28 protein-coding genes and 1 pseudogene are annotated in these 26,639 nt (G+C 59.4%); 19 read left to right on the top strand and 10 right to left on the bottom strand.

The window, feature by feature from the left end:
• Nucleotides 1-10 precede the first annotated feature (10 nt).
• The 7 genes from PSEUDOMOFG3G_RS04375 (at nucleotide 11) to PSEUDOMOFG3G_RS04345 (ending at nucleotide 4,619) form a co-directional block, all read left to right on the top strand.
• On the top strand, nucleotides 11-583 hold the full coding sequence (locus PSEUDOMOFG3G_RS04375; RefSeq protein ID WP_139049319.1) for an Rnf-Nqr domain containing protein: 573 nt from the start codon (nucleotides 11-13) through the stop codon (nucleotides 581-583).
• Nucleotides 580-1,587 carry an electron transport complex subunit RsxB gene (gene rsxB / locus PSEUDOMOFG3G_RS04370; protein WP_139049317.1) on the top strand — a complete coding sequence of 336 codons (1,008 nt, stop codon included), beginning with the start codon at nucleotides 580-582 and terminating at the stop codon, nucleotides 1,585-1,587. Before PSEUDOMOFG3G_RS04375 ends, rsxB begins: the two co-directional genes overlap by 4 nt.
• The gene (locus PSEUDOMOFG3G_RS04365) at nucleotides 1,574-2,560 is read left to right on the top strand and encodes an RnfABCDGE type electron transport complex subunit D (RefSeq protein ID WP_139049315.1); all 987 of its coding nucleotides are present in this window, start codon (nucleotides 1,574-1,576) and stop codon (nucleotides 2,558-2,560) included. The genes rsxB and PSEUDOMOFG3G_RS04365 overlap by 14 nt, the downstream gene beginning before the upstream one ends.
• Entirely contained in the window at nucleotides 2,557-3,168 is a 612-nt protein-coding gene (locus PSEUDOMOFG3G_RS04360) for an RnfABCDGE type electron transport complex subunit G (protein ID WP_139049313.1), read from the top strand. Before PSEUDOMOFG3G_RS04365 ends, PSEUDOMOFG3G_RS04360 begins: the two co-directional genes overlap by 4 nt.
• Entirely contained in the window at nucleotides 3,161-3,694 is a 534-nt protein-coding gene (locus tag PSEUDOMOFG3G_RS04355; protein WP_139049311.1) for an Rnf-Nqr domain containing protein, read from the top strand. The genes PSEUDOMOFG3G_RS04360 and PSEUDOMOFG3G_RS04355 overlap by 8 nt, the downstream gene beginning before the upstream one ends.
• On the top strand, nucleotides 3,691-4,329 hold the full coding sequence (gene nth, locus PSEUDOMOFG3G_RS04350) for an endonuclease III (protein WP_139049309.1): 639 nt from the start codon (nucleotides 3,691-3,693) through the stop codon (nucleotides 4,327-4,329). The genes PSEUDOMOFG3G_RS04355 and nth overlap by 4 nt, the downstream gene beginning before the upstream one ends.
• Before the next feature lie 107 nt (nucleotides 4,330-4,436).
• Nucleotides 4,437-4,619, top strand: a complete 183-nt coding sequence (locus tag PSEUDOMOFG3G_RS04345) for a PA3496 family putative envelope integrity protein (RefSeq protein WP_047227013.1) — start codon at nucleotides 4,437-4,439, stop codon at nucleotides 4,617-4,619.
• Nucleotides 4,620-4,675: 56 nt separating this feature from the next.
• Here PSEUDOMOFG3G_RS04345 and PSEUDOMOFG3G_RS04340 read toward each other — a convergent pair whose 3' ends face one another.
• Nucleotides 4,676-5,302 (bottom strand): response regulator transcription factor, encoded by a 627-nt coding sequence (locus PSEUDOMOFG3G_RS04340; RefSeq protein ID WP_047227014.1) that lies wholly within the window; start codon nucleotides 5,300-5,302, stop codon nucleotides 4,676-4,678.
• A 468-nt stretch (nucleotides 5,303-5,770) separates the two neighbouring features.
• Here PSEUDOMOFG3G_RS04340 and PSEUDOMOFG3G_RS04335 point away from each other — a divergent pair.
• Nucleotides 5,771-6,028: pseudogene (locus tag PSEUDOMOFG3G_RS04335) on the top strand (hypothetical protein); the annotation flags it as partial.
• A 244-nt stretch (nucleotides 6,029-6,272) separates the two neighbouring features.
• Here the strand turns inward: PSEUDOMOFG3G_RS04335 and PSEUDOMOFG3G_RS04330 are convergent.
• Together PSEUDOMOFG3G_RS04330 and PSEUDOMOFG3G_RS04325 are read right to left on the bottom strand one after the other, a co-directional pair.
• Nucleotides 6,273-7,490 carry an argininosuccinate synthase gene (locus tag PSEUDOMOFG3G_RS04330; protein ID WP_139049307.1) on the bottom strand — a complete coding sequence of 406 codons (1,218 nt, stop codon included), beginning with the start codon at nucleotides 7,488-7,490 and terminating at the stop codon, nucleotides 6,273-6,275.
• 127 nt (nucleotides 7,491-7,617) lie between these two features.
• A complete protein-coding gene (locus PSEUDOMOFG3G_RS04325; RefSeq protein ID WP_047227015.1) occupies nucleotides 7,618-8,580 on the bottom strand; it encodes an OmpA family protein in 963 nt (320 codons plus the stop codon).
• 191 nt (nucleotides 8,581-8,771) lie between these two features.
• Here PSEUDOMOFG3G_RS04325 and pyrC point away from each other — a divergent pair, with 191 nt between their 5' ends.
• Together pyrC and rnt are read left to right on the top strand one after the other, a co-directional pair.
• Entirely contained in the window at nucleotides 8,772-9,818 is a 1,047-nt protein-coding gene (gene pyrC, locus PSEUDOMOFG3G_RS04320) for a dihydroorotase (protein WP_047227016.1), read from the top strand.
• Nucleotides 9,815-10,492 carry a ribonuclease T gene (gene rnt / locus PSEUDOMOFG3G_RS04315; RefSeq protein ID WP_047227017.1) on the top strand — a complete coding sequence of 226 codons (678 nt, stop codon included), beginning with the start codon at nucleotides 9,815-9,817 and terminating at the stop codon, nucleotides 10,490-10,492. Before pyrC ends, rnt begins: the two co-directional genes overlap by 4 nt.
• Nucleotides 10,493-10,717: 225 nt before the next feature.
• On the opposite strand, the gene PSEUDOMOFG3G_RS04310 is transcribed toward rnt, so the two are convergent.
• Nucleotides 10,718-11,320, bottom strand: coding sequence for a peroxiredoxin (locus PSEUDOMOFG3G_RS04310; protein WP_003204949.1), 603 nt, complete (start codon nucleotides 11,318-11,320; stop codon nucleotides 10,718-10,720).
• A 303-nt stretch (nucleotides 11,321-11,623) separates the two neighbouring features.
• Here PSEUDOMOFG3G_RS04310 and PSEUDOMOFG3G_RS04305 point away from each other — a divergent pair, with 303 nt between their 5' ends.
• Together PSEUDOMOFG3G_RS04305 and bfr are read left to right on the top strand one after the other, a co-directional pair.
• Complete coding sequence (locus PSEUDOMOFG3G_RS04305; RefSeq protein WP_047227019.1) at nucleotides 11,624-11,842, top strand: bacterioferritin-associated ferredoxin; 219 nt, start codon at nucleotides 11,624-11,626, stop codon at nucleotides 11,840-11,842.
• Nucleotides 11,843-12,041: 199 nt separating this feature from the next.
• Complete coding sequence (gene bfr, locus PSEUDOMOFG3G_RS04300) at nucleotides 12,042-12,515, top strand: bacterioferritin (protein WP_047227020.1); 474 nt, start codon at nucleotides 12,042-12,044, stop codon at nucleotides 12,513-12,515.
• A 197-nt stretch (nucleotides 12,516-12,712) separates the two neighbouring features.
• On the opposite strand, the gene grxD is transcribed toward bfr, so the two are convergent.
• From grxD to PSEUDOMOFG3G_RS27980, 4 genes are all read right to left on the bottom strand, one after another.
• On the bottom strand, nucleotides 12,713-13,054 hold the full coding sequence (grxD, locus tag PSEUDOMOFG3G_RS04295; protein ID WP_047227021.1) for a Grx4 family monothiol glutaredoxin: 342 nt from the start codon (nucleotides 13,052-13,054) through the stop codon (nucleotides 12,713-12,715).
• A gap of 99 nt (nucleotides 13,055-13,153) precedes the next feature.
• The gene (locus tag PSEUDOMOFG3G_RS04290; RefSeq protein ID WP_139049305.1) at nucleotides 13,154-15,262 is read right to left on the bottom strand and encodes a molybdopterin oxidoreductase family protein; all 2,109 of its coding nucleotides are present in this window, start codon (nucleotides 15,260-15,262) and stop codon (nucleotides 13,154-13,156) included.
• Between the two features lie 131 nt (nucleotides 15,263-15,393).
• Nucleotides 15,394-15,681 carry a hypothetical protein gene (locus PSEUDOMOFG3G_RS04285; RefSeq protein ID WP_047227023.1) on the bottom strand — a complete coding sequence of 96 codons (288 nt, stop codon included), beginning with the start codon at nucleotides 15,679-15,681 and terminating at the stop codon, nucleotides 15,394-15,396.
• Between the two features lie 47 nt (nucleotides 15,682-15,728).
• Nucleotides 15,729-15,854, bottom strand: coding sequence for a hypothetical protein (locus PSEUDOMOFG3G_RS27980; protein ID WP_257220644.1), 126 nt, complete (start codon nucleotides 15,852-15,854; stop codon nucleotides 15,729-15,731).
• A 194-nt stretch (nucleotides 15,855-16,048) separates the two neighbouring features.
• Between PSEUDOMOFG3G_RS27980 and argF the strand changes: the two genes are divergently transcribed.
• The gene (argF, locus tag PSEUDOMOFG3G_RS04280; protein ID WP_047227024.1) at nucleotides 16,049-16,969 is read left to right on the top strand and encodes an ornithine carbamoyltransferase; all 921 of its coding nucleotides are present in this window, start codon (nucleotides 16,049-16,051) and stop codon (nucleotides 16,967-16,969) included.
• Entirely contained in the window at nucleotides 16,966-18,075 is a 1,110-nt protein-coding gene (locus PSEUDOMOFG3G_RS04275) for an ABC transporter ATP-binding protein (RefSeq protein WP_047227025.1), read from the top strand. Before argF ends, PSEUDOMOFG3G_RS04275 begins: the two co-directional genes overlap by 4 nt.
• Before the next feature lie 105 nt (nucleotides 18,076-18,180).
• Here the strand turns inward: PSEUDOMOFG3G_RS04275 and PSEUDOMOFG3G_RS04270 are convergent, their stop codons facing one another.
• Both PSEUDOMOFG3G_RS04270 and ybaK read right to left on the bottom strand, forming a co-directional pair.
• Nucleotides 18,181-18,990 (bottom strand): PhzF family phenazine biosynthesis protein, encoded by an 810-nt coding sequence (locus PSEUDOMOFG3G_RS04270; RefSeq protein WP_047227026.1) that lies wholly within the window; start codon nucleotides 18,988-18,990, stop codon nucleotides 18,181-18,183.
• Nucleotides 18,991-19,161: 171 nt separating this feature from the next.
• On the bottom strand, nucleotides 19,162-19,632 hold the full coding sequence (gene ybaK, locus PSEUDOMOFG3G_RS04265; protein ID WP_076383708.1) for a Cys-tRNA(Pro) deacylase: 471 nt from the start codon (nucleotides 19,630-19,632) through the stop codon (nucleotides 19,162-19,164).
• 320 nt (nucleotides 19,633-19,952) lie between these two features.
• Here ybaK and PSEUDOMOFG3G_RS04260 point away from each other — a divergent pair, with 320 nt between their 5' ends.
• The 5 genes from PSEUDOMOFG3G_RS04260 to PSEUDOMOFG3G_RS04240 all read left to right on the top strand — a co-directional run bounded on the left by PSEUDOMOFG3G_RS04260 (nucleotide 19,953) and on the right by PSEUDOMOFG3G_RS04240 (nucleotide 26,467).
• Nucleotides 19,953-20,804, top strand: a complete 852-nt coding sequence (locus PSEUDOMOFG3G_RS04260; protein ID WP_139049303.1) for an MIP/aquaporin family protein — start codon at nucleotides 19,953-19,955, stop codon at nucleotides 20,802-20,804.
• A 76-nt stretch (nucleotides 20,805-20,880) separates the two neighbouring features.
• Nucleotides 20,881-22,386 carry a glycerol kinase GlpK gene (glpK, locus tag PSEUDOMOFG3G_RS04255; RefSeq protein ID WP_139049301.1) on the top strand — a complete coding sequence of 502 codons (1,506 nt, stop codon included), beginning with the start codon at nucleotides 20,881-20,883 and terminating at the stop codon, nucleotides 22,384-22,386.
• A gap of 96 nt (nucleotides 22,387-22,482) precedes the next feature.
• Nucleotides 22,483-23,238: a DeoR/GlpR family transcriptional regulator gene (locus PSEUDOMOFG3G_RS04250; RefSeq protein WP_139049299.1), complete on the top strand. Its 756-nt coding sequence runs from the start codon at nucleotides 22,483-22,485 to the stop codon at nucleotides 23,236-23,238.
• Nucleotides 23,239-23,567: 329 nt separating this feature from the next.
• Nucleotides 23,568-25,106, top strand: coding sequence for a glycerol-3-phosphate dehydrogenase (gene glpD / locus PSEUDOMOFG3G_RS04245; RefSeq protein ID WP_139049298.1), 1,539 nt, complete (start codon nucleotides 23,568-23,570; stop codon nucleotides 25,104-25,106).
• Nucleotides 25,107-25,552: 446 nt separating this feature from the next.
• The gene (locus tag PSEUDOMOFG3G_RS04240) at nucleotides 25,553-26,467 is read left to right on the top strand and encodes a glutamate/aspartate ABC transporter substrate-binding protein (protein ID WP_047227033.1); all 915 of its coding nucleotides are present in this window, start codon (nucleotides 25,553-25,555) and stop codon (nucleotides 26,465-26,467) included.
• Nucleotides 26,468-26,639: the final 172 nt, after the last annotated feature.

The following is a 26,639-nucleotide window of genomic DNA, read 5'->3' as shown; positions in this document are numbered from 1 at the left end:
CAGCACGCCCATGACCGAAATCGTTCTTACACTGTTCAGCGCCGCCCTGATCAACAACCTTGTGTTGCATTGGCCGCTGGGCGTCAATCCGCTGCTGGCGGCCAATGGAAGAAGGCAAGTCCACGCCCTGGGCCTGGCGACGACATGCCTGATGCTGATGGTCGGCACCTTGGGTTATCTGATCGATCGCTGGCTGCTGGTTCCGGCCAATCTGACCTCGCTGCGCCTGTTGGCATGGCTGTCCTTGAGTGTGTTGCTGATTGCACCGTTGCTGCACTGGCTGGGGCGCTGGCTGCCGACGCTGCCGTTCGATGGTTTGTGGCCACTGCTGCTGGGCAATGCCGGCATACTGGGCATCACGCTGATCAACAGCCGGAATGACCACGGCCTGGGCCTCGCCGTCGCCGCGAGCCTGGGCGCCGGCCTGGGTTTCTGGCTGGTGTTGAGCCTGTTCGATGATTTGCGTCAGCGCACCTTCGATAACGATATCCCCAGGCCCTTTCGTGGTCTGCCGATCCAGTTGATCGGCGCAGGGCTCATGGCGGTGGCATTTCTTGGATTGCGCGGGCTGGTCAAAGCATGAGTCTGATTCAACGTATCGACGCCCTGCTGCCGCAGACCCAATGCGGCAAGTGCGGCCACCCCGGGTGCAAGCCCTACGCCGAAGGCATCGCCCAGGGCGAACCGATCAACAAATGTCCGCCCGGTGGCCGTGAAACCATCGCCGCCCTGGCCGAGCTGATGAAAGTGCCCGTGCTTGAGCTCGATACCAGCCGTGGTTCAGCCCCGGCGCAGATCGCCTTTATTCGCGAAGCCGAATGCATCGGCTGCACCAAGTGCATCCAGGCCTGCCCGGTAGACGCGATTGTCGGTGCGGCGAAGTTGATGCACACCGTCCTGGTCGACGAATGCACAGGCTGCGATCTATGCGTGGCGCCCTGCCCGGTCGACTGCATCGAAATGCACCCATTGCCCACGGCAACCGTGGTGCCGGTGGTCGGTGGCCTGGCCTTCAGCGTCGAAGAGCAGCAAGCGCGCACCGCCAAGCGCGACCATGCCCGGCGGCGCTTCGAACAGCGCAACGCACGTCTGCGCCGCGAAGAGGAGCAGCGTCTCGCCGAGCGTCTGGCCCGTACACAGCGCGCCTCACAGCCCCAAATCCAGTCCGTCGACCCCGTGCAAGCGGCACTGGAGCGGGTACGGGCGCAAAAAGCCGCCAACGCCGATGCGGCCTTGAAAAAAGCCAAGGTCGACCTGGCCATGAGCCGGGCGCAGTTGAACAAATCCTTGAAAGCATTCGGCCACCCGCCGACCTTCGAACAACAGTCGCAATTGATCGTGCTACAGCGCCAGTTCGAAGCGGCGCAACAAACCTTGACGCAATTGGAAGGGACGGTCCAGCCCACTGTTTCAACCCCCGCCCCCCCTCAAAGTGCCGAGCTGAAACGGGCCAAGATCCAATTGGCGATGCGTCGCGCCGAACTCAGCAAGGCCAGGGCCGCAGGGGCGTCGGATGAACAAATAGAGCCCCTGGAGCAAGCGGTGAAAGACGCCGAACGCCAGGTGGATGCTCATGTCGCTCCCTGAGCCCATGGACGAACGGCTGCGGCAGGCGATGCTGCGGGTGCTACTGGCGACACTGCCCGGCATTCTGGCGTTGACGTGGTTTTATGGCTGGGGCGTGGTGTTCAACCTGTTGCTGGCGGGCCTTAGCGCACTGGCCGTCGAAGCACTGGCGCTGCGCTTACGGCGCCGGCCGCTCAAACCGGCACTCAACGATGGCAGCGCGCTGGTGAGCGCCACGCTGTTGGCGCTGGCCTTGCCAGCGTATTGCCTCTGGTGGCTGACCGTCACAGCCACGGCTTGCGCCTTGCTGTTCGGCAAGCACCTGTGGGGCGGTGTCGGCAATAACCCGTTCAACCCGGCAATGCTCGGCTACGCCCTGGTGCTGATCGCGTTTCCCCAGCAACTCAATCAATGGCCGGCGCTCCACGGCATGAGCCTGTCCGACGGCCTGCAACAGGTGTTCGCGGTTCACCCTGGGCCTGATGGGTGGGCAGGAGCAACGGCCCTGGACAGCCTGCGAATCAACAAAAGCCTGACCATCGATGAGCTGTTCGCCGCCAACCCGGCGTTCGGACGCTGGGGTGGGCGCGGCGTCGAGTGGGTCAACCTGGCGTTTCTGGCCGGAGGACTGTTCCTGCTGCACCAACGAGTGTTCAGCTGGCACGCGCCGGTGGGCATGCTCGCCGGCCTGTTCATCATCAGCTTGTTGTGCTGGAACGGATCGGGCTCCGACTCCAATGGCTCGCCGTTGTTTCATCTGCTCACGGGCGCGACGCTGCTCGGTGCGTTTTTTATCGTGACCGAACCGGTCTCGGGCGCCAAAGCGCCCCTCGCTCGCCTGCTGTTTGGCGCAAGCGTGGGACTGCTGACTTACCTGATCCGGACTTGGGGTGGTTACCCGGACGGCGTGGCGTTTGCGGTGCTGCTGATGAACCTCGGCGTGCCCGCACTGGAGCGCTTCGCCGAGGCGCGACACAGGTCGCAGCCCCTATGAAAAACTACCGTGGCGTTGCCATCCTGGCTTTGCTGATCGGTCTCGGCATTGGGGCCACTTACCTGACTCAGCTCAGCACCGCAGGGCGCATCAAGGGTCAGCAACAAGACCTTGCGAACAGAACCTTGCTCGACGTGCTGCCGACCGACCGATACGACAATCAGCCATTGGCACAACCTGTCGTAATGGCCCCCGTGACCTTGGCCCATAGCACGCTGCTGGGCGGATACCTGGCGACTCGCGCCGGCCTGCCCAGCGCAGTGTTGTTACGCAGTCAGGTACTGGGCTATGAAGGCAGCATCCAATTGCTGGTCGCTATCGACCCGCAAGGGCGGTTGCTGGGCGTGAAAACTCTGCGCCAGTCGGAAACGCCCGGCCTGGGCGCGGCCATCGCTGACTGGCCAAACCCCTGGCTGCAATCCTTCAGCGGCAAGTCCCTCCAGGCGCCCACCGACAGCGGCTGGGCGTTGAAAAAGGATCAGGGGCAGTTCGATCAACTGGCTGGCGCGACCGTCACCTCCCGATCGGTCCTGCAGGCTGTTCACGATGCACTGCGTTACTTCGACGAGCATCAGGCTCAACTGACCGGAGTGATCATTGATGAATAAGCCATTGCTCCTGACCCGCGGCCTGCTGCTCGTGCCCTTGGTCGGCGCCAGCGATTCGCTGGCAAACGCGCTGGGCTTATGGCTGGCCTGGGTACTGATCAGTGCCGGCCATGGCTTGGCCATGGGGCTGGTACGGTCCTACCTGACAGCGCCTCAGCGACTGCTCGCATCCATTGTGCTGGCCGCCACCCTGACGGCTTGCGCAGGCCTGGTGGCGCAGGCCTGGATGCTGGAAATGTATCAGCCGCTGAGCCTTTACATTGGCTGGATCGCTTTGAGCTGTGTGGCGCTGGAGCATGACGACATCTTCGTCGGCTCACGCCTGCCCGAACATCTCAGGCTGGCAGGCGTGTTCGGCCTGCTGATGATCGGCTTGGGCGCCCTGCGCGAGCTGATTGGCAACGCAATATCACTGGCCTTGCTCGCCCCTGGCGGGTTTATTCTGCTCGGTCTGTTGCTGGCAGCGCACCAGGCCTGGACGGGCGCCAGCCCCCCTTCAACGATCGAGGAAACGCCGCGCCCATGAACGCCGCAAAACGCCTGGAAATATTCCGTCGCTTGCACGAAGACAACCCGGAACCGAAGACCGAACTGGCCTACAGCTCGCCGTTCGAACTGTTGATCGCGGTGATTCTGTCGGCCCAATCCACCGACGTCGGCGTCAACAAGGCCACGGCCAAGCTGTTCCCGGTGGCCAACACGCCGCAGGCGATTCACGCGCTGGGTGTCGAAGGGCTGTCCGAGTACATCAAGACCATCGGCCTGTTCAACAGCAAGGCAAAAAACGTGATCGAGACATGCCGCCTGCTGATCGAGCGCCACAACGGCGAAGTCCCACAGACTCGCGAAGCGCTGGAAGCGCTTCCAGGGGTCGGTCGCAAAACCGCCAATGTGGTGCTCAACACCGCATTTCGCCAACTGACCATGGCCGTCGACACTCACATTTTCCGCGTCAGCAACCGCACCGGGCTGGCGCCGGGCAAAAACGTGGTGGAGGTGGAGAAAAAGCTGATGAAATTCGTACCCAAGGCATTTCTACTCGATTCCCATCACTGGCTCATCCTTCACGGACGTTACGTCTGCCTGGCGCGCAAGCCCCGCTGTGGCAGCTGCCGGATCGAGGACTTATGCGAATACAAGCACAAGACCTCCGACGATTGAGGCGCTATTGCTTTTATTGATTTGTCGATTGAAAAAATCTTTTTTACCCGCCCGTGGTTTATCGATATAAGGAGCGCCAATGGCAGTTTAAGCCTGGAGTCGATCCCATGAGTGCTGACAAAGAACAACTGGATGTAGAAGACGATTTCATCGCCGTTGAGGCCGACGATGTGGAACCTGTGGTCGTCGAAACAGCGAAAACCAATCTGAGCAAACGTCGCACGATTGATAATCTGCTGGAAGAGCGCCGCTTGCAGAAACAACTGGCCGATTACGACTTTGACCTCTGACACGTAAAAGCCTCCCGAATGGAGGCTTTTTACTGAGTACGCGCGGCCGGAAAAACTCACACTAACCCGTTACGCTGCGCCAGTTCGATCAGATCAACCAGCGAGCGGGCATTGAGCTTCAACAACAAGCGTGTCTTGTATGTACTGACGGTCTTGTTGCTCAAGAACATCCCATCGGCAATTTCCTTGTTGGTCTTTCCGCGAGCCAGTTGCTGCAAGACCATCATCTCTCGCCCGGACAGTCGATCGACCATATCGGACTCGCTTGCGTTACCCAGACTCGAACGCACCGTATGCAGCGCCTGATTGGGGAAATAACTGTACCCCGACAGCACCGCCTTGATTGCACTGAGTAACTCGGTGAGGTCCTGCTGCTTGCACACATAACCGGCTGCCCCCGTCTGCATGCAGCGCATCGAAAAATGCCCAGGTGCCTGGGAAGTCAGCACCAGAACTTTCAAAGGTGAAGGGTTGGCGGTCAGGCGTGCGATGACCTCCAGTCCATCCAGTTTCGGAATGCCGATATCCAGAATAACGATATCAGGCATAAGTTCACGGGAAAGTTGCAACGCATCGACGCCATTATCGGTTTCGGCAATAACTTCATATCCATGACGCTCCATTAGCAAACGTACAGCAAGACGAATGACGGGATGATCATCCACGATCAGCACTTTATTCATGGGCAAATCCAACTTCGCTGTTCGAATTTTTAGAGCACGCACAATAGCCTAGTCAATTCTACCTTGGCATGCCGCCCCCCCTGACCGCTCGCACCGAGAGACGCAACCTACAAGCGATACAGAAAAATCCTACAAATCCCCTTGGAAATAATGCGCCATAAATTTGTTTACAGAGGCAAATGGATGCATCAGGGGATCCGCGCCCCTCTAAACAAGCGCCTTTTTCTGCATCCACCCCCGTCCCCCAATAGCAAAAAAACACTCGTCTCATAAAAAGTAACTGAATTATTTACCAACACAACCACATTGGTTTTATTTAAATAAAATTGAATTCACATAAGGAATAAGCGAAATTTATTCAATCCCATTTATGAGGAGACACCACAATCAATACCCTCACCGCAAACTTTAATGACTCACACCTTCCTAATGCAATCACCGAGCCTGAATATGTTATGAGCATCCACCATGAACAAACCGTCGAAAATCATCACCAACCCCATGACGCTAATCGCTATATTCGCAACTTTGTCCGAGACTTCGGCAGCCATCTCCCTGCCTTTCCTCGACGATCAGGACCGTGAGTACTATCTTTGGTTTCTGATCAGCTTTCCGTTCTATCTATTATTTCTTTTTTTCATCACCCTGAACTTTAACTATCGCTCGTTATATTCACCCTCGGATTTTCGCAAGAGCAAACACTTCATGAAAATCATGGATGATTCGAGCTGTCGGCGCGAACGGCTTTTCCGCCGGGCGACCAAGGGCAAAGGATGGCTGATCACTGTTCATCCACAAAAAAAACAGCAACGACTGTTCATTTTGGTTATCCCCCGGCCACCGGAAGGCCTGGCCGAGGCCGATCGATCCAAACGCGCAAAACAGCGCCACAACGAATGAGCAGCACAGGGGAAAGGGTCCCCCAAAAAAAACGGCCTGCACATGGCAGGCCGTTTTCATGGAGCCAGGATCAGAACAGCTTGCGACCCTTGTTCGCCGCGATGCGCATGCGCAGGGCGTTGAGCTTGATGAAGCCAGCAGCGTCGGCCTGGTTGTAAGCGCCGCCGTCCTCTTCGAAAGTCGCGATGTTGGCATCGAACAGGGAGTCGTCAGACTTGCGCCCAGTGACGATGACATTGCCCTTGTACAGTTTCAGGCGCACGACGCCATTCACGTTGACCTGGGAGGCGTCGATCATCTGTTGCAGCATCAGGCGCTCCGGACTCCACCAGTAACCGGTGTAGATCAGGCTGGCGTACTTGGGCATCAACTCGTCTTTGAGGTGAGCCACTTCGCGGTCCAGGGTGATCGACTCGATCGCGCGGTGAGCACGCAGCATGATGGTGCCGCCCGGGGTCTCGTAGCAGCCGCGGGACTTCATGCCGACATAACGGTTCTCGACGATGTCCAGACGACCGATGCCGTGTTCGCCACCAATACGGTTCAGGGTCGCCAGCACGGTGGTCGGGCTCATTTCCACGCCGTCCAGCGCGACGATATCGCCGTTGCGATAGGTCAGCTCCAGGTATTGCGGGGTGTCAGGAGCCTTCTCCGGGGAGACGGTCCAGCGCCACATGTCTTCTTCGTGCTCGGTCCAGGTGTCTTCCAGCACGCCGCCTTCATAGGAGATGTGCAGCAGGTTGGCATCCATCGAGTACGGGGATTTCTTCTTGCCGTGGCGTTCGATCGGGATGGCGTGCTTCTCGGCGTAGTCCATCAGCTTTTCACGGGACAGCAAGTCCCACTCGCGCCACGGCGCGATGACTTTCACGCCGGGCTTGAGGGCATAGGCACCGAGTTCGAAACGCACCTGATCGTTGCCCTTGCCGGTGGCACCGTGGGAAATGGCGTCGGCACCGGTTTCGTTGGCGATTTCGATCAGGCGCTTGGCGATCAACGGACGGGCGATGGAGGTACCCAGCAGGTACTCGCCTTCGTAAACAGTGTTGGCGCGGAACATCGGGAACACGAAGTCACGGACGAACTCTTCGCGCAGGTCATCGATGTAGATCTCTTTGACGCCCATGGCCTGAGCCTTGGCGCGTGCAGGCTCGACTTCTTCGCCCTGCCCCAGGTCAGCGGTGAAGGTCACCACTTCACAGTTATAAGTGTCCTGCAGCCACTTGAGGATCACCGAAGTGTCCAGGCCGCCGGAATACGCCAGAACGACCTTGTTTACGTCCGCCATGCCATCACTCCACGGGTTGTACGGAAAGCCGGGAAGTTTAACGTCCAGCGCGGATAATTTACAGGGGCGCGACAGCTTATGACGACGAAGCGACAGATTATGTCGAGCGCGCGACGATCCTCACGGGTCAGGATGTCCGCGCGGCGGTGGCTGCAGTGGGCTGGGCCGGTGTCGCGGTCGGCGTCGGAGCCTTGGCAGGGGGCGCGGCGGGTGTAGCCTGCGGTGCCGGCGCTTCAGGCACCGCCACACGCTCCAGGCGCACGGCCACACGACGGTTCTTGGCGCGGTTGGCGGCACTGGTGTTGGGCACCAGGGGGTAACGTTCGCCGTGGAACCGCACGGTGATCTGCGACTCTTGAAAGCCGTTGGCCTTGAAGAAGTCCTGGACCGCCAGGGCACGGCGACGAGACAGCTCACGATTGGTCAATCGATTGCCGCTATTGTCGGAGTGACCGTCGAGTTCGACATGGTTGACGGTCGGGTCGGCTTTGATGAAGTCGATCATCACCTGCAACTGAGCCTTGGCCCGGGCATCGAGCTCAACGCCTTCGCCGGGAAAGCCGATCTGGGATTGCTTCACCTGCTCGAAATTCTTCGGCAACAGTTTTGCCACGCAGCCCTGGTAATCACTGAAGGCCTTGTTAAAGCGCACGGGCAGCAGCCGGACTTCCGAAACCCGCCCGTCCCCCGTGTTACGCCGTACCACCGGGCTGCGCCCTTCCATCAGCCCGCTGATCAAGCGGCCCGCCTGGACCTGAGAGCTGTTGAACAGCACATCGCCGCTGCCGAGCCTGACCGAGCCCAGGTTGATGTCGCCCCGTCCCGGCTGCCAAGGCGCGGCGGCCGCCAGCAGGATGGCCGACCCACCACCGAGCATCGGGTTATGGGACTTGAGCCGGAAGATCGCCTGCTCGCCGGCCCGGCGCACGAATTCGCCGCTGCCGAAATCGGTGACCGGCTGACTCAGCCGGCACTCGAACTTGTCGCCTTCGACCGTCCACTCAATGCTCTCCAGACGGGTCTGGAAAGTGAGCGCCATGGCGGGAAGGCTGGCAAACACACTGAGCAAGGCTAAATAACGCTGGCGCACGGGCGGCTCCAATGGCTTTTATACAAAGATCGACACACGTTGAGAGTATGACGCCTGTCCGGGGCGCCTTACGGATTCGTGGCACACCTGTAGGAGCTATCGGTAACTTGCGCCAGAACTTGATAGCGGGTGCCTGAATCGGTCTTTTCCGGTAGCATTCCCCAGAGTTTGACCCGCCTGGAAGCCCCCCAATGTCCGACCGCCTGACCCTGCTGCGTCCCGACGACTGGCATATTCATCTTCGCGATGGTGCTGTGTTGACCCATACCGTCGCCGATGTCGCGCGCACCTTCGGGCGCGCAATCATCATGCCGAACCTGGTTCCGCCAGTGCGCAACGCCATCGAGGCCGACGGCTATCGCCAGCGAATCCTGGCCGCACGCCCGGCCGGCAGCCGTTTCGAACCGCTGATGGTGCTTTACCTCACCGACCGTACGCAGCCCGAAGAAATACGCGAGGCCAAGGCCAGCGGCTTCGTCCATGCCGCCAAGCTGTACCCCGCCGGCGCCACCACCAACTCGGACTCCGGCGTCACCAGCATCGACAAGATTTTCCCGGCGCTGGAGGCCATGGCCGAAGTCGGGATGCCGTTGCTGATCCACGGTGAAGTCACTCGTGGCGACGTCGACGTGTTCGACCGCGAAAAAATCTTCATCGATGAGCACATGCGTCGCGTCGTGGAACGCTTCCCGACGCTCAAGGTGGTGTTCGAACACATCACCACCGGTGATGCCGTGCAGTTCGTCAACGAAGCCCCGGCGAACGTTGGCGCGACCATTACCGCACATCACCTGCTGTACAACCGCAACCATATGCTGGTGGGCGGGATCCGGCCGCACTTCTATTGCCTGCCGATCCTCAAGCGCAACACCCATCAAGAAGCCTTGCTCGACGCTGCCACCAGCGGCAGCGCCAAGTTCTTCCTCGGCACGGACTCGGCGCCCCATGCCCGGCACGCCAAGGAAGCGGCCTGCGGTTGCGCTGGCTGCTACACCGCCTATGCCGCCATCGAGATGTATGCCGAGGCGTTCGAGCAGCGCAATGCGCTGGACAAACTCGAAGGCTTCGCCAGCCTCCACGGCCCGCGCTTCTATGGCCTGCCGGTGAACACTGATCGTATTACCCTGGTTCGCGACGAGTGGACCGCCCCCGCCAGCCTGCCTTTTGGCGAGCTGACTGTTATCCCGCTGCGCGCCGGTGAAAAACTGCGCTGGCGCCTGCTGGAGGAAAGTGTGTGAGTGAAGATCATTTCGACGACGAGCTGGACGGCAACGGTGGTTCGGGCGCTGCCCGTCACCCCATGGCAGCCCGCTTCCGGGGCTACCTGCCGGTCGTGGTCGACGTAGAAACCGGCGGTTTCAACTCCGCCACCGATGCGCTGCTGGAAATCGCTGCGACCACCATTGGCATGGACGAAAAAGGTTTTGTGTTCCCTGATCACACCTATTTCTTCCGCGTCGAACCGTTCGAAGGCGCCAACATCGAGGCGGCAGCCCTGGAGTTCACCGGGATCAAGCTTGATCACCCATTGCGCATGGCGGTGAGTGAAGAGACGGCCCTGACGGACATTTTCCGAGGCGTGCGCAAGGCTTTGAAGGCCAACGGCTGCAAACGGGCGATCCTGGTCGGCCACAACAGCAGCTTCGACCTGGGCTTTCTCAATGCGGCGGTGGCGCGCCTGGACATGAAGCGCAACCCGTTCCATCCGTTTTCCAGCTTCGACACCGCGACCCTTGCCGGCCTGGCATACGGCCAGACCGTGTTGGCCAAGGCCTGCCAGGCGGCCGACATCGACTTTGATGGCCGTGAAGCCCACTCGGCCCGCTACGACACCGAGAAGACCGCCGAGCTGTTCTGCGGCATCGTCAATCGCTGGAAAGAAATGGGTGGCTGGCAGGATTTCGACGACTGACATAAACCAAACTGGCCTCTGTGGCCTCTGTGGCCTCTGTGGCCTCTGTGGCCTCTGTGGCGAGGGAGCTTGCTCCCGCTTGAGTGCGAAGCGCTCACAAAATGTTGGGGGCGGCTGCGCCACCCAGCGGGAGCAAGCTCCCTCGCCACAGGGTCTGTGCTCTGTCTAGAAACGACCATAAAAAAACCGGCCCATCGAGGGCCGGTTTTTTTGTGCCTGTTGCGCTTACAGCTTGTCGCTGTGCTCGCCCAGGTAGGCGGCAACGCCTTCAGGGGATGCGGTCATGCCCTTGTCGCCTTTTTTCCAGTTGGCTGGGCACACTTCGCCGTGCTCTTCGTGGAACTGCAGCGCGTCGACCAGACGGATCAGCTCTTCCATATTACGGCCCAGTGGCAGGTCGTTGATGATCTGCGAACGGACAACGCCCTTGTCGTCGATCAGGAACGCGCCACGGAAGGCCACGCCGCCTTCGGACTCAACGTCATAGGCCTTGGCGATTTCGTGCTTCATGTCGGCAGCCATGGTGTATTTCACCTGGCCGATGCCGCCATTGTTGATCGGGGTGTTGCGCCAGGCGTTGTGGGTGAAGTGCGAGTCGATCGAAACAGCAACCACTTCAACGTTGCGGGCCTTGAAGTCGTCCATGCGGTGATCCAGCGCGATCAGCTCGGATGGGCAGACGAAGGTGAAGTCCAGCGGGTAGAAGAACACCAGGCCGTATTTGCCTTTGATGGCCGAGGACAGGGTGAAGCTGTCGACGATTTCGCCGTTGCCGAGCACGGCCGGGACGGTGAAGTCAGGGGCTTGTTTGCCTACGAGTACGCTCATTGGATATCTCCTGGTGAATAACGTGAAAACAAGGTCCGGGCCAGCCTGCCACCCTCAGGCGACAGCCCTGTGACACGAACCCGCTTGCAAGGGCCGATCATCATACACCGCGAATTTGGACTGTCTTCAACGGTTTTTCGGCGAGTCCAAAAATCCTTTCCCTTGGCATGCCCCCTCATTGGCCCTGGATAAAAAACCGTTCGTCAGCTCTGGCCCAAGGGCTTCAGAAACCACTTTGACAATCATTCTCGTTAACATTAAGATCCATCTCAATTGAGTCACAACCAGCGACGGTTCTTACTTATGTATGTTTGCCTCTGCACTGGCGTCACCGACGGACAAATCCGCGAAGCGATCTATGAAGGCTGCTGCAGCTACCGCGAAGTCCGCCAAGCCACCGGCGTAGCCAGCCAATGCGGCAAATGTGCGTGCCTGGCCAAGGAAGTGGTTCGCGAAACCCTTGCCAAAATGCAAACGGCCCAGGCCTCGATTCCCTATCCGGTAGAATTTACTGCCGCTTAAATCCAGCTTCTTGAAGAACCGGGCTCAATGCCCGGTTTTTTTATGCCTTTAAATCAAGCGCTTAGCCTCTAGACGCGGAACACAAACATTCTTATTCCGATTAATTTTCATTTATTATTCAATAACTTAGGTTTGACACTCGTCAGTGCGCGGCTCAAACTCAGCCCTATACACAGCTATTACAGGGCAGGCCCTCACCATGAAAGGCGACGTTACAGTCATCCAGCATCTCAACAAGATCCTCGCCAATGAGCTGGTCGCGATCAACCAATACTTCCTGCATGCGCGCATGTATGAGGATTGGGGCCTGAACAAGCTGGGCAAGCACGAGTACCACGAGTCCATCGACGAGATGAAACACGCGGACAAGCTGATCAAGCGCATCCTGTTCCTCGAAGGTCTACCGAACGTCCAGGACCTGGGCAAGCTGCACATCGGCGAACACACTCAGGAAATGCTCAAGTGCGATCTGACGATCGAGCGTGCCGGCCACGCCGACCTGAAAGTCGCCATCGCCCATTGCGAGAGCGTTGGCGACTTCGGCAGCCGCGAACTGCTTGAAGACATCCTCGAGTCCGAGGAAGAACACATCGACTGGCTGGAAACCCAACTGGGCCTGATCGACAAAGTGGGTCTTGAGAACTACCTGCAATCGCAGATGGGCGAAGAGTAACTTCCCCAAAAGCAAGCCAATAAAAAGCCCCGCCCTCTTTCCAGAGGCGGGGCTTTTTACTGCCTGGATTTCCAGGCCACAGCGCAAAACCTTTGTGGGAGCGAGCCTGCTCGCGATAGCGGCCTATCAGTCACCAACACGTTGACTGACACGCCCTCATCGCGAGCAGGCTCGCTCCCACATTGTTTGTCCGTGAATCAGGCTTCTGTCTTGTTCGCAGCCGCTTTTTCGGCAGCAGCCTTGATCGTGGCCTGCAAAGAGCCGTCGGCCGCCATCTCGGTCATGATATCGCTACCGCCGATCAGCTCACCGGCCACCCACAGTTGCGGGAAAGTTGGCCAGTTGGCGTACTTGGGCAGGTTGGCGCGGATTTCCGGGTTCTGCAGGATGTCCACGTAGGCAAACTTCTCGCCACACGCCATCACAGCCTGAGCAGCCTTGGCCGAGAAGCCGCACTGTGGCGCATTCGGCGAGCCTTTCATGTAAAGCAGGATGGTGTTGTTGGCAATCTGGTCTTTAATCGTTTCGATGATATCCACGGAGCACCTCGGCTTAAACTTTGCGACTTCAGTTGTCGACACGGTGGCGCATTGTAACGGAAAGCCGAGCACGCTGCTCGGTCTCCCCGAGAGACAAATTCACGCAGCCACCACCTTCACCGGAACCCCATTGAGCGCTGCATTGCCAGACAACTCATCCAGCTGACAGTCATCGGTCAGGTCATTGGCGCTCGAACCGGGCTGGGCGCTGGCAATGGTCATCTGCACGCCTGGCCGGGCATGGCCCCAACCGTGGGGCAGGCTGACCACGCCTTTCATCATGTCCAGGCTACCCTGCACCTCGACTTCAAGCATACCCACCCGCGAACTGACTTTCACCCGCTGCCCGTCGCTCAACCCGCGACTGCTCAGATCCTCCGGGTGCATCAGCAATTGATGACGCGGCTTGCCCTTCACCAGGCGGTGGAAATTGTGCATCCAGGAGTTATTGCTGCGCACATGACGTCGGCCAATCATCAGCAACTCATCCGCCTGTGGTGCCTGCAACCCGGCAAAGCGCGTGAGGTCGGCAAGAATGACCGCCGGTGCAGCCTGCACTCGCTGGTTTTCGGTTTTCAAGCGTGGCGCCAGGTTGGGCTTGAGGGCGCCCAGGTCGATGCCATGGGGATGGTCGAACAACGTCGCCAGGGACAGCTTATGCGGCGAGGCGTCGCCATAGGCGCCGGCACGAAGGCCGAAATCGATCATTTGCGCCGGCGGCATGGTCGGCTTGAGTTCCTTGCCGGTTCTGGCAGCGAAAGCCTTGGCCAGTCCGACGAAAATTTCCCAGTCGTGCAGCGCCCCTTCGGGCTTGGGCAGGATCGCCCGGTTGAAACGGGTCACGTTGCGCACCGCGAACAGGTTGAACGTGGTGTCGTAATGGTCGTTTTCCAGGGCCGAGGTGGATGGCAGGATCAGGTCGGCGTAGCGCGTGGTTTCGTTGATGTACAGATCGACGCTGACCATGAACTCCAACCCGTCCAGCGCCTGCTCCAGTTGCCGTCCGTTGGGAGTGGACAGCACCGGGTTGCCCGCCACGGTGACCAGCGCACGAATCTGGCCTTCGCCCTCGGTGAGCATTTCCTCGGCCAGAGCCGAAACCGGCAACTCGCCCGCGTACTCGGGACGCCCGGACACCCGGCTTTGCCAGCGATTGAAATGCCCTCCCGAGGTGGTCGCAACCAGGTCCACCGCAGGCTCGGTACACAGGGCCCCACCGACCCGGTCAAGATTGCCGGTCACCAGGTTGATCAGCTGAATCAGCCAGTGACACAGCGTGCCGAACGCCTGGGTCGAGACGCCCATCCGTCCATAACAGACCGCTGAAGGCGCGGCAGCGAAGTCCCGGGCCAACTGCCGGATCTGCGTAGCCGGCACAGCACAGAGCGGGCTCATCGCTTCAGCCGTGAAGGTCGCGACGGCCTGGCGCACGTCTTCCAGGCCATCCACCGGCAGGTGGCTGTCACGGGTCAAGCCCTCGCTGAACAGGGTATTGAGCACACCAGACAACAAAGCGGCATCGCCACCCGGGCGCACGAACACATGCTGGTCGGCAATAGCCGCCGTTTCGCTGCGACGCGGATCGACCACCACCACTTTACCGCCACGGGCCTGGATCGCCTTGAGGCGTTTTTCCACGTCCGGCACGGTCATGATGCTGCCATTGGAGGCCAGCGGGTTGCCGCCCAGGATCAACATGAAGTCGGTGTGATCGATGTCCGGTATCGGCAACAACAGGCCGTGACCGTACATCAGGTGACTGGTCAGGTGGTGAGGCAGTTGGTCCACCGAAGTCGCCGAAAACCGGCTGCGCGTCTTCAGCAGGCCCAAAAAATAGTTGCTGTGGGTCATCAGCCCATAGTTATGCACACTGGGATTGCCCTGGTAGACCGCTACCGCGTTCTGACCGTGGCGTTCCTGGATGCCCGCCAGACGTTCGGCCACCAGCGCGAAGGCATCGTCCCAGGCAATAGGCTGCCACTCGCTACCGACCCGCCGCATGGGCTGGCGCAGGCGATCCGGATCGTTCTGGATATCCTGCAGCGCTACCCCCTTGGGGCAGATGTGGCCGCGACTGAAGCTGTCCAGTGGATCGCCCTTGATCGAGGTGATCGCCAGGCCCTGGCCTTCGGTCTCGGTGGTTTCAAGGGTCAAGCCACAGATGGCTTCGCACAGATGGCACGCACGGTGGTGGAGAGTCTTGGTCATGGCCAGCCTCTATTTTATTCGTAACGGGCGCTTTCGGCCGCGGGAACAAAACTATGGCGCGTGATCCCCCCCTGCGCCAGCGACGTTCGTCCTGTGAATTGCCGTGCATCAGGCCCGCCGATGCAGTGAGCTCAAGGCTGCTCGGAAGGCGGCGCCAGCAACTGGATTTCCTCGATGGTTTCCACTTGCTCGTGAGCAATGGGCACGCCCGTCAACTCTCCGATCAATCGCCAATGCTCGTCGAGCCCGCTGCTGATGGTGGCCATGCGATCGATCATGCGTCGACCGGCTGCCTTGGTCACCTCGTCATCGCTGCGCAGCAACTCGAATGACATGGACGTCACCGAGGCGGTCAGGTGAGTCAGGGAGCGCGCTGTCAGCCCCAGTAGTTCCATCAGTTGTTGCTCTTTCGAATCCATTTCGGGGCTCCTGCGTCTGAGGTTCATTTATAACCCAGGCCCTGGCATTAGGAAATATTCACGCCCAGGAACAGGCCGGCCAAATCATTCAATAACGCCCCGGTTTGATTGCCAAGCTGCGCAAGGCCGGTGTACAAATGGGTGGCTGCTGTCAGGAAACCGGCTTCATACATGTCTTCGCCAACCTGCTATGACCTCGCTGAAATCCCCTAAAACTGTAGCCCTATTGGTAAGACGCGACATTTCCTTATAAGATCGCGCCTTCCCCTATTTCGTCGCCCCGTGCGGCTTTTGCCGCAGGTCTCGCCCGTTTTTTCATGAAACAAGGCTTTGAGCATCTGCGATCAGTGACAAAAGGTAGTCAATCATGAGCGCAAGGCACTTTCTCTCCCTGATGGATTTCACGCCCGACGAGTTGCTCGGCGTGATCCGTCGAGGCGTGGAGCTCAAGGACCTGCGTAATCGCGGCGTACTGTTCGAGCCCCTGAAAAACCGTGTGCTGGGGATGATCTTTGAGAAGTCATCGACCCGCACCCGTATTTCTTTCGAAGCCGGCATGATCCAGCTCGGCGGCCAGGCAATCTTCCTGTCGCCCCGCGACACCCAGCTCGGCCGTGGCGAACCGATCGGCGACTGCGCCATCGTCATGTCGAGCATGCTTGATGCGGTGATGATCCGTACCTTCGCCCACAGCACGCTGACTGAGTTTGCGGCGCACTCGCGCGTACCGGTGATCAATGGTCTGTCCGATGACTTGCACCCCTGCCAGTTGCTGGCCGACATGCAGACGTTCCTCGAACACCGCGGCTCGATCCAGGGCAAGACCGTGGCCTGGGTCGGCGATGGCAACAACATGTGCAACAGCTATATAGAAGCCGCGATCCAGTTCGACTTCCAGCTGCGCATCGCCTGTCCGGAAGGCTACGACCCCAGTGCCGAACTGGTGGCCAAGGCCGGGAGCCGGGTGACCATCGTCCGTGATCCGAAACAGGCCGTGGCCGGCGCGCACCTGGTGAGCACTGATGTCTGGACCTCGATGGGCCAGGAAGAAGAAACCGCCAAGCGTCTGAAACTGTTCGCGCCACTTCAGGTCAACCGCGCCCTGCTCGACCTGGCGGACGCTGACGTGCTGTTCATGCACTGCCTGCCGGCCCATCGCGGCGAGGAGATCAGCGTCGACCTGCTGGACGATCCACGCTCCGTGGCATGGGATCAGGCAGAAAATCGCCTTCACGCACAAAAGGCCTTGCTCGAGTTTCTGGTCGAGCCGGCGTACCACCACGCATGAGCCATACCCTGCTACTGAACCTGCAGAACCTGACTTGCGGTTATCAAAACCAGCGCGTCGTCCAGAACCTCAACCTGCACCTCAATGCCGGGGATATCGGTTGCCTGCTCGGCTCGTCCGGGTGTGGCAAGACCACGACGCTGCGAGCCATCGCCGGTTTCGAACCGGTACAGGAAGGTGAGATCCAGCTGGCGGGGGAAACCATCTCCCGCGCCGGTTTCACCCTCGCCCCGGAAAAACGCCGCATCGGCATGGTATTTCAGGACTATGCGCTGTTCCCTCACCTGAGCGTGGCGGAGAACATTGCGTTTGGCATTCGCAAGCATCCGGACAAGGACCGCGTGGTCGAGGAACTGCTGGAGCTGGTCAACCTGAAGAGCCTGGGCAAGCGCTTTCCCCATGAACTGTCCGGGGGTCAGCAACAACGTGTGGCCCTGGCTCGCGCCCTGGCGCCGGAACCGCAATTGCTGCTGCTCGACGAACCGTTCTCCAATCTCGATGGTGAGCTCAGACGCAAGCTCAGCCATGAAGTGCGGGACATCCTCAAGGTCCGCGGCACCAGCGCGATTCTGGTAACCCACGATCAGGAAGAAGCCTTCGCGGTGAGCGACCATGTCGGGGTATTCAAGGAGGGTCGGCTGGAACAGTGGGATACGCCCTACAATCTGTACCATGAACCGCTGACGCCATTTGTCGCCAGCTTCATTGGCCAGGGTTACTTCATTCGCGGCCAGCTCGACAGCCCGGAATCGGTGCAAACCGAGCTGGGTATCCTGCGCGGCAATCGGGCCTACACCTGGCCCATCGGTGGTGCGGTGGATGTGCTGCTGCGCCCGGACGATATCGTCTACGCACCGGACAGTCCGCTCACAGGCAGGATTGTCGGCAAGACGTTCCTGGGGGCTTCAACCCTGTATCGCCTGCAATTGCCGACCGGAGCGCAGCTGGAATCCATTTTCCCGAGCCATGCCGACCATCTGGTGGGGGACAACGTCGGCATCCGCGTAGCGGCTGAACACTTGGTGCTGTTCCAGGCGTCAGGGAGCACGGCGGCCCATATACCCCCCGTGGAAAGCGGCGTGCGGCGCTACAGTACTGCCAGCTAGAAGCAATTGTGGGAGCGAGCCTGCTCGCGATGGCGTAGGCATATTCAGCATCGATGCAAGCTGAACCAACGCTATCGCGAGCAGGCTCGCTCCCACATTTTGACCTCAGAGATTTGAGATGAGGTTACCGGCTCCCCCTAACATCAACGTCCCACTGGCCACCAACGTCGCATTCCCGCCAATCTTCACCCGCTCTCCCTCAAGTCGGCAGAACAGTTCGCCGCCCCTGGCCGAGCACTGATAAGCCGTCAGCCCCAGCTTGCCCAAGCGCCGAGACCAGTAAGGAATCAGGCTGCAATGGGTCGAGCCCGTGACCGGATCTTCATTGATGCCAATCGCCGGGGCGAAATAACGCGAGACAAAATCATGCCGGCTTCCCGGCGCAGTCACGATTGCGCCCGGCCACGGCAGCTTCGCCAGGGCCGCCATGTCCGGCTTGCAATCGAGCACCGCCTGCTCCGACTCCAGCACGACGAACAGTTCGTTGGAGCTCAACACGTCCACCGCTTCCACGCCCAGGGCAGCCTGGACCACCAGGGATGCACCCAACTCGCTGGGGACGATGGCTGGAAAATCCAGCCATAGCCGATCACCTTCGCGAGTGACGCTCAACGCCCCGGATCGACAGATGAAGTCCAGTCGCTCGACGGTTTCGTGATAGACCTCGAACAGCACATGGGCGCTGGCCAAGGTGGCATGCCCGCACAACGGTACCTCAGTGGTGGGCGTGAACCAGCGGATATGCCAATGCTGGCCTTCACGCACCAGAAAGGCCGTTTCAGCCAGGTTATGTTCGGCGGCGATCCTTTGCATCAAGTCATCGGCCAGCCAGGCGTCGAGCCGATAGACCATCGCCGGATTGCCGCCAAACGGCCGATCACTGAACGCATCGACTTGATGAAACGCAAGCTGCATGGCACTTCTCCTTGTTATTGATGCATGAGCATGAGTGCCCAGCTACTGCTTTTCCAGTGACAGATCCGACGAATTTTCACCCTACAGCCCAGGACGAAGGCCCCGGCAGCCACCCAAGCCTAAGCCCGACACCATGATGACAAAGGTACTTGCTCACGCCCTGCGCCGGTTTCAAGCACGCCCGATATCCGCAAACGCCGCCCCGGTATGCTCGGCCAGTACCGCAGGCGCCAGCTCTACCTCCAGCCCGCGCCTTCCGGCACTGACAAAGATGCTGGCGAACGGCTGGGCAGAACTGTCGATAAAGGTGCGAAGACGTTTTTTCTGCCCCAATGGACTGATACCACCGAGCAGATAACCGGTCGAACGCTGGGCGGCCGCGGGGTCGGCCATCTCGACTTTCTTTACGCCGGCGGCATGGGCCAGGGCTTTCAAATCCAGGCTGCCGACCACGGGCACCACCGCCACCAACAACTCGTGTTTTTCGCTGGCCGCCAACAACGTCTTGAAGACCTGCGCCGGATCCAGTCCAAGCTTTTCTGCCGCTTCCAAACCATAGGAGGCTGCCTTGGGATCGTGTTCATAACTGTGAATGCGATGCTCGGCGCGCACCTTTTTAAGCAGATCCAATGCCGGGGTCATGATCGCTCCTGAGGAAATTCGAATAAGCGTGGCCGGATTCTAAGTCATCGTCGGCCAAAAGGCGCTGGAACTGGGCTGCCAACCCCAGTGACTTAGCGTGAGCGAAACAGTCATTCACACCACGAATAGTTTAAATGTGACCAATGGTTCACTTTCGACCTTTGACACCAGCGTTTCTTGTCTATATTTTTTCGAAACTGAAAACAGAAATGCAGGTCTCAACCAACACCCCGAGTTCAGGATGAGGATCCTGCCTCGGCGCTGAACGCGCGATCGGGCTTTACCGGACGCGCCAGACAACAACAAAAACCGAGGTTTGAATGACAATTGCTTTACAACAGCCACCCCTTTCCAGCCAATGCCTGGCCGAATTCCTGGGGACTGCCCTGCTGATTTTCTTCGGCACTGGCTGCGTTGCAGCGCTCAAGGTCGCGGGTGCGAGTTTCGGTCTTTGGGAAATCAGTATCATCTGGGGTGTCGGTGTCAGCATGGCGATCTACCTCAGCGCCGGCGTTTCCGGCGCACACCTGAACCCCGCCGTCAGCATCGCGCTGTGTATTTTCACCGACTTTGAAAAGCGTAAGTTGCCCTTCTACATTATTTGCCAGGTGGCCGGCGCCTTTTGTGGCGCGCTGCTGGTCTACACGCTGTACAGCAATCTATTCTTCGATTTCGAACAGTCCCGGCAAATGATTCGTGGCTCAGAAGCCAGCCTTGAACTGGCCTCGGTGTTTTCCACTTATCCACACCCGGCGCTGTCCACTGGCCAGGCCTTTCTGGTGGAGGTGATCATCACCGCCATTCTGATGGGCGTGATCATGTCCCTGACCGATGACAACAATGGGCTGCCCCGCGGCCCGCTGGCGCCACTGCTGATCGGCCTGCTGATCGCGGTGATTGGCAGCTCGATGGGGCCACTGACGGGCTTCGCGATGAACCCGGCGCGAGACTTCGGCCCTAAACTGATGACTTTCTTCACCGGGTGGGGTGAAATTTCCCTCACGGGTGGACGCGACATCCCGTATTTCCTGGTTCCGATTTTTGCACCGATCGTGGGTGCATGCCTGGGCGCTGCGGCCTATCGCGGGTTGATTGCCCGCCATCTGCCCAGCGCCGCGGCTGTTACAAAGGATGCAAAACCGGCCATTGACGGCAAACCCAGAACATCCTGAAACCATCGGCGCACACTTCTGCCCGCTCAAGCGTGCGCCAGGCCTCACCCCTTATTCACGTCCCAAGGCAATCGACATGACCGACATTCAGAACAAGAACTACATCATTGCCCTCGACCAGGGTACGACCAGCTCGCGGGCGATCATTTTCGACCGCGACGCCAATGTGGTCTGCACCGCCCAGCGCGAATTCGCCCAGCATTACCCCCAGGCCGGCTGGGTCGAACACGACCCGATGGAAATCTTCGCCACCCAGAGCGCGGTGATGGTCGAAGCCCTGGCCCAGGCTGGCCTGCATCATGACCAGGTCGCCGCGATCGGCATCACCAACCAGCGCGAAACCACCGTGGTCTGGGACAAGACCACCGGCCGGCCGATCTATAACGCCATTGTCTGGCAGTGCCGACGTAGCACCGAGATCTGCCAGCAACTCAAGCGTGACGGCCACGAACCGTACATCAGCGAAACCACCGGCCTGGTCACCGACCCGTATTTCTCCGGCACCAAGCTCAAGTGGATCCTGGACAACGTCGAAGGCAGCCGCGAACGCGCACGTAACGGCGAACTGTTGTTTGGCACCGTGGACAGCTGGCTGATCTGGAAATTTACCGGCGGCAAAGTCCACGTCACCGACTACACCAACGCCTCGCGCACCATGCTCTTCAATATTCACTCGCTGGAGTGGGACGCGAAGATGCTCGAGATTCTCGACATCCCTCGCGAAATGTTGCCGCAAGTGAAGTCGTCCTCGGAAATCTATGGCCGCACCAAGAGCGGCATCGCCATCGGTGGCATCGCCGGCGACCAGCAGGCCGCCCTGTTCGGCCAGATGTGCGTGGAGCCAGGTCAGGCGAAAAACACCTATGGCACCGGCTGCTTCCTGTTGATGAACACCGGCGACAAAGCCGTCAAATCCAATCATGGCATGCTCACCACCATCGCCTGCGGTCCCCGCGGCGAAGTGGCCTATGCTCTGGAAGGCGCGGTATTCAACGGTGGTTCCACCGTGCAGTGGCTGCGCGATGAGTTGAAAATCATCAATGACGCCCTCGATACCGAATACTTCGCCAACAAGGTCAAGGACAGCAACGGCGTGTACTTGGTACCGGCCTTCACCGGCCTGGGCGCCCCCTACTGGGACCCCTATGCCCGTGGCGCGCTGTTCGGCCTGACCCGCGGCGTGCGGGTCGACCACATCATTCGTGCAGCGCTGGAGTCGATTGCCTACCAGACCCGCGACGTACTCGACGCCATGCAACAGGATTCGGGCGAACGCCTCAAGGCCCTGCGCGTGGACGGCGGCGCGGTAGCGAACAACTTCCTGATGCAGTTCCAGGCGGACATTCTCGGCACCCGGGTCGAACGCCCTAAAATGCGGGAAACCACGGCTTTGGGCGCCGCGTATCTGGCCGGCCTGGCGTGTGGTTTCTGGGGCAGCCTGGAAGAACTGCGCGGCAAGGCCGTGATCGAGCGCGAATTCGAACCGCAACTGGACGAGCAGGCCAAGGAAAAACTCTACGCCGGGTGGCAGAAAGCGGTCAGCCGCACCCGCGACTGGGAACCTCACGAAGACGCTGAATAAGCCGAAGCTGGGTACGACGAGGGTCGTGAAACTGGTCGGGAGGGGATTCCTGCGGCATCATGGGCAAATTTTGTATGGCAGCCCAAAGGAAGCCCCATGAATCTGCCTCCCCGTCAGCAGCAAATCCTCGAACTGGTCCGCGAACGCGGCTACGTCAGCATCGAGGAAATGGCGCAGCTATTCGTTGTCACCCCGCAGACCATCCGCCGCGACATCAATCAATTGGCGGAACTGAACCTGCTGCGTCGCTACCACGGCGGCGCGGCCTATGATTCGAGCGTTGAAAACACCGCCTACGCCATGCGCGCCGATCAGATGCGCGACGAGAAGCAACGCATCGCCGAAGCCATTGCCGCCCAGATCCCTGACCATGCCTCGCTGTTCATCAACATCGGCACCACCACCGAATCCATCGCCCGGGCGCTGCTCAATCACAACCACCTGAAGGTCATCACCAACAATCTGCACGTAGCTTCGATCCTCAGCACCAAGGACGACTTCGAAGTCCTGATCGCGGGGGGAAATGTCAGACGCGACGGAGGCGTGGTAGGCCAGGCCAGCGTCGACTTCATCAACCAGTTCAAGGTCGACTTCGCCCTGGTGGGCATCAGCGGGATCGATGAAGACGGCAGCCTGCTGGATTTTGACTACCAGGAAGTGCGGGTCTCCCAGGCGATCATCGCCAACGCCCGGCAGGTGCTGCTGGCGGCGGACTCCAGCAAATTCGGGCGCAACGCCATGGTCAGGCTGGGACCGATCAGCCTGATCGATTGCCTGGTGACCGATCAGCAACCCGTGCCGGCCCTGGCGCAATTGCTGAGCCAGCACAAGATTCGGTTGGAAGTGGTCTGAGCTCCCCCCGAAACCCTGTGGCGAGGGGATTTATCCCCGCTTGGGCTGCGCAGCAGCCCCAATACAGTCAACTCAATTTGCCTCATATACCGAGTCGCCTGGCTTTAGGGCTGCTGTGAGCCCAGCGGGGATAAATCCCCTCGCCACAAAAGCATCTCCGACCATATCAGCGACCCGCTTCATGTTCGAAAATTTTCCTTTCAGCTTCCTTTGATCAGTATTTTCAATCGAAGTCTGCTGGCTGTTGCCGAGTTTATGGGCTAGTATTTTCGCAAATGAACATTAATGTTCGAATTCAAATATTTCGAAAAAAAGCCCGAGGCCAGCCGATGCCCACTTCTACCTTGCCTACGCCCCCTCTCGCTGAGGTTTACGACGTCGCCGTCATTGGCGGCGGGATCAACGGCGTGGGGATTGCCGCAGACGCAGCGGGTCGCGGCCTCTCGGTGTTCCTTTGCGAAAAGGACGACCTGGCCAGCCACACCTCCTCGGCCAGCAGCAAGCTGATCCATGGCGGCCTGCGCTACCTCGAACATTACGAATTCCGTCTGGTGCGCGAAGCGCTGGCCGAGCGCGAAGTGCTGTTGACCAAGGCTCCGCACATCGTCAAGCAGATGCGCTTCGTCTTGCCCCACCGCCCGCACTTGCGCCCCGCCTGGATGATTCGCGCCGGCCTGTTCCTCTACGATCACCTGGGCAAGCGCGAACAACTTGCCGGTTCCAAAAGCCTGAAATTCGGCGTCGACAGCGCGCTGAAAAGCGAGATCACCAAAGGCTTTGAATACTCCGACTGCTGGGTCGACGATGCGCGCTTGGTGGTGCTCAACGCCATGGCCGCCCGGGAAAAAGGCGCCCATGTCCACACTCGCACACGCTGCGTGAATGCCCGTCGTAGTAAAGGCTTGTGGCATTTGCATCTGGAACGCGCCGACGGCAGCCTGTGTTCGATCCGCGCCAAGGCGCTGGTGAACGCGGCCGGTCCATGGGTTGCCAAGTTCATTCGCGACGACCTGAAGCTGGAGTCGCCTTACGGCATTCGTCTGATCCAGGGCAGCCACCTGATCGTGCCGAAACTCTACGAAGGCGAGCACGCGCACATTCTTCAGAATGAAGACCAGCGCATCGTCTTCACCATTCCGTATCTGAACCAGTTCACCTTGATCGGCACGACCGACCGCGAATACACCGGCGACCCGGCCAAAGTGGCGATCACCGAGGGCGAAACCGATTATTTGCTCAAAGTGGTCAACGCGCACTTCAAGAAGCAGATCAGCCGCGACGATATCCTGCACAGCTATTCCGGTGTTCGGCCGTTGTGCAACGATGAATCCGACAACCCATCGGCCGTCACCCGGGACTACACCCTGGCGCTGTCGGGCAGTGCGGACGAAGCCCCGCTGCTGTCGGTGTTCGGCGGCAAGCTGACCACCTACCGCAAACTGGCCGAATCGGCCATGGCGCAGTTGGCCCCGTATTTTACCCAGATGCGCCCCAGCTGGACTGCCGTGGCTACCCTCCCCGGCGGCGAAAACATGACCACCCCGCAAGCGCTGTGCTCGGCGATTCGTGACAAATTCGACTGGGTGCCGACCGAGCTTGCCCGTCGCTGGGCCACCACCTATGGCAGCCGCACCTGGCGCATGCTTGAAGGCGTGCACAACCTCGGTGACATGGGCGAATACATCGGCGCGGGCCTCTACACCCGGGAAGTCGACTACCTGTGCAGCGATGAATGGGCCATCGATGCCCACGATATCCTGTGGCGCCGCAGCAAACTTGGCTTGTTCACCACCGCGGCCGAACAGCAGAAGCTGCAGCAATACCTGGACAAGGTGGAGCACAACCGTCGCAAGATCGAAGCGGCCTGATCGGTTAACCGCTTATACGAAAGCCCCTGAATCTGGCGATTCAGGGGCTTTTTGCTATCTGGCATACACCGCCGCCCTCTGTGGGAGCGAGCCTGCTCGCGATGAGGCCATCAACTTCAGCATAAGTCTCGCCAGGCAGACCGCTATCGCGAGCAGGCTCGCTCTCACAAGACATGGAGAGGCCGAAGTGCATTCGGTTTTCCGAACAAGACTCACCAGTCAATTCGGCCAACCGGATAAACAGCCTGTGGAAAAAATCAGAAAAAAGATTAATTACGTTTAAAAACAAATAGTTAATGTTAGCCCACTGGTCTGGCACGACTCATGCTCTACACTCCTTCGAGACGAATGCCTGCATGCCAACACAACAGGAGCTGCCAGGTACTTCGAAGCACTCAGGGCCGACGAACCGGCTGAATAAGAAAAACAATGTCGAGGAAATATCGATGCGCATCGTTCCCCATCTCCTGGGCGCAGCCATTGCTGCCGCTCTGATCAGCACCCCGGTTTTCGCTGCCGAACTGACCGGTACGCTGAAAAAGATCAAAGAGTCCGGCGTCATCACGCTCGGGCATCGCGACGCTTCCATTCCGTTTTCCTATATCGCGGACGCCTCCGGCAAACCGGTCGGCTATTCCCACGACATTCAGCTGAAAGTCGTCGAAGCCCTGAAAAAAGAACTGGACGTGCCGAACCTGCAGGTCAAGTACAACCTGGTGACCTCGCAAACCCGTATCCCACTGGTGCAAAACGGCACCGTCGACCTGGAATGCGGTTCCACCACCAACAACGTCGAGCGTCAACAGCAGGTTGATTTCTCCGTTGGCATCTTCGAGATCGGCACCAAGCTGCTGTCCAAGAAGGACTCCAAGTACAAGGACTTCGACGACCTCAAGGGCAAAAACGTCGTGACCACCGCCGGCACCACGTCCGAGCGCATCCTCAAGTCCATGAATGCCGACAAGCAGATGGGCATGAACGTGATCTCGGCCAAGGACCACGGCGAATCGTTCAACATGCTCGAAGGCGGTCGTGCCGTTGCCTTCATGATGGACGACGCCTTGCTGGCCGGTGAAATGGCCAAGGCCAAGAAACCAGGCGACTGGGCCGTGACCGGCACCCCGCAGTCCTTCGAAATCTACGGTTGCATGATGCGCAAGGGCGACGAGCCGTTCAAAAAAGCCGTCGATGACGCCATCAAGGCCACCTACGCTTCTGGTGAAATCAACAAGATCTACGAAAAATGGTTCATGCAGCCAATTCCGCCAAAAGGCCTGAACCTGAACTTCCCGATGAGCGAAGAGCTCAAGAAACTGATCGCCGAACCGACCGACAAAGCGGCCGACGAAAAGAAATCCTGATTCCTGACTAACCTTGTCCCCTGGAAGTGCTTTTGCGCTTTCAGGGGATGGTCACTCCCTGCTGGCATATCTGGAAACACTCGAACCGGTGGCTGTCGAGCCGATCGTGTGTGCCTGCCCTTCAAGGGTCAGGTGGGAATGGAGCTTCCCCAGGCGGGTATTTGCATATCGA

The organism is Pseudomonas sp. FG-3G (assembly GCF_901007645.1).
GTDB lineage: Bacteria > Pseudomonadota > Gammaproteobacteria > Pseudomonadales > Pseudomonadaceae > Aquipseudomonas > Aquipseudomonas rhizophila.
Note: the sequence above shows the minus strand (reverse complement) of the source record. Positions and strands in the feature narration are given on the sequence as shown.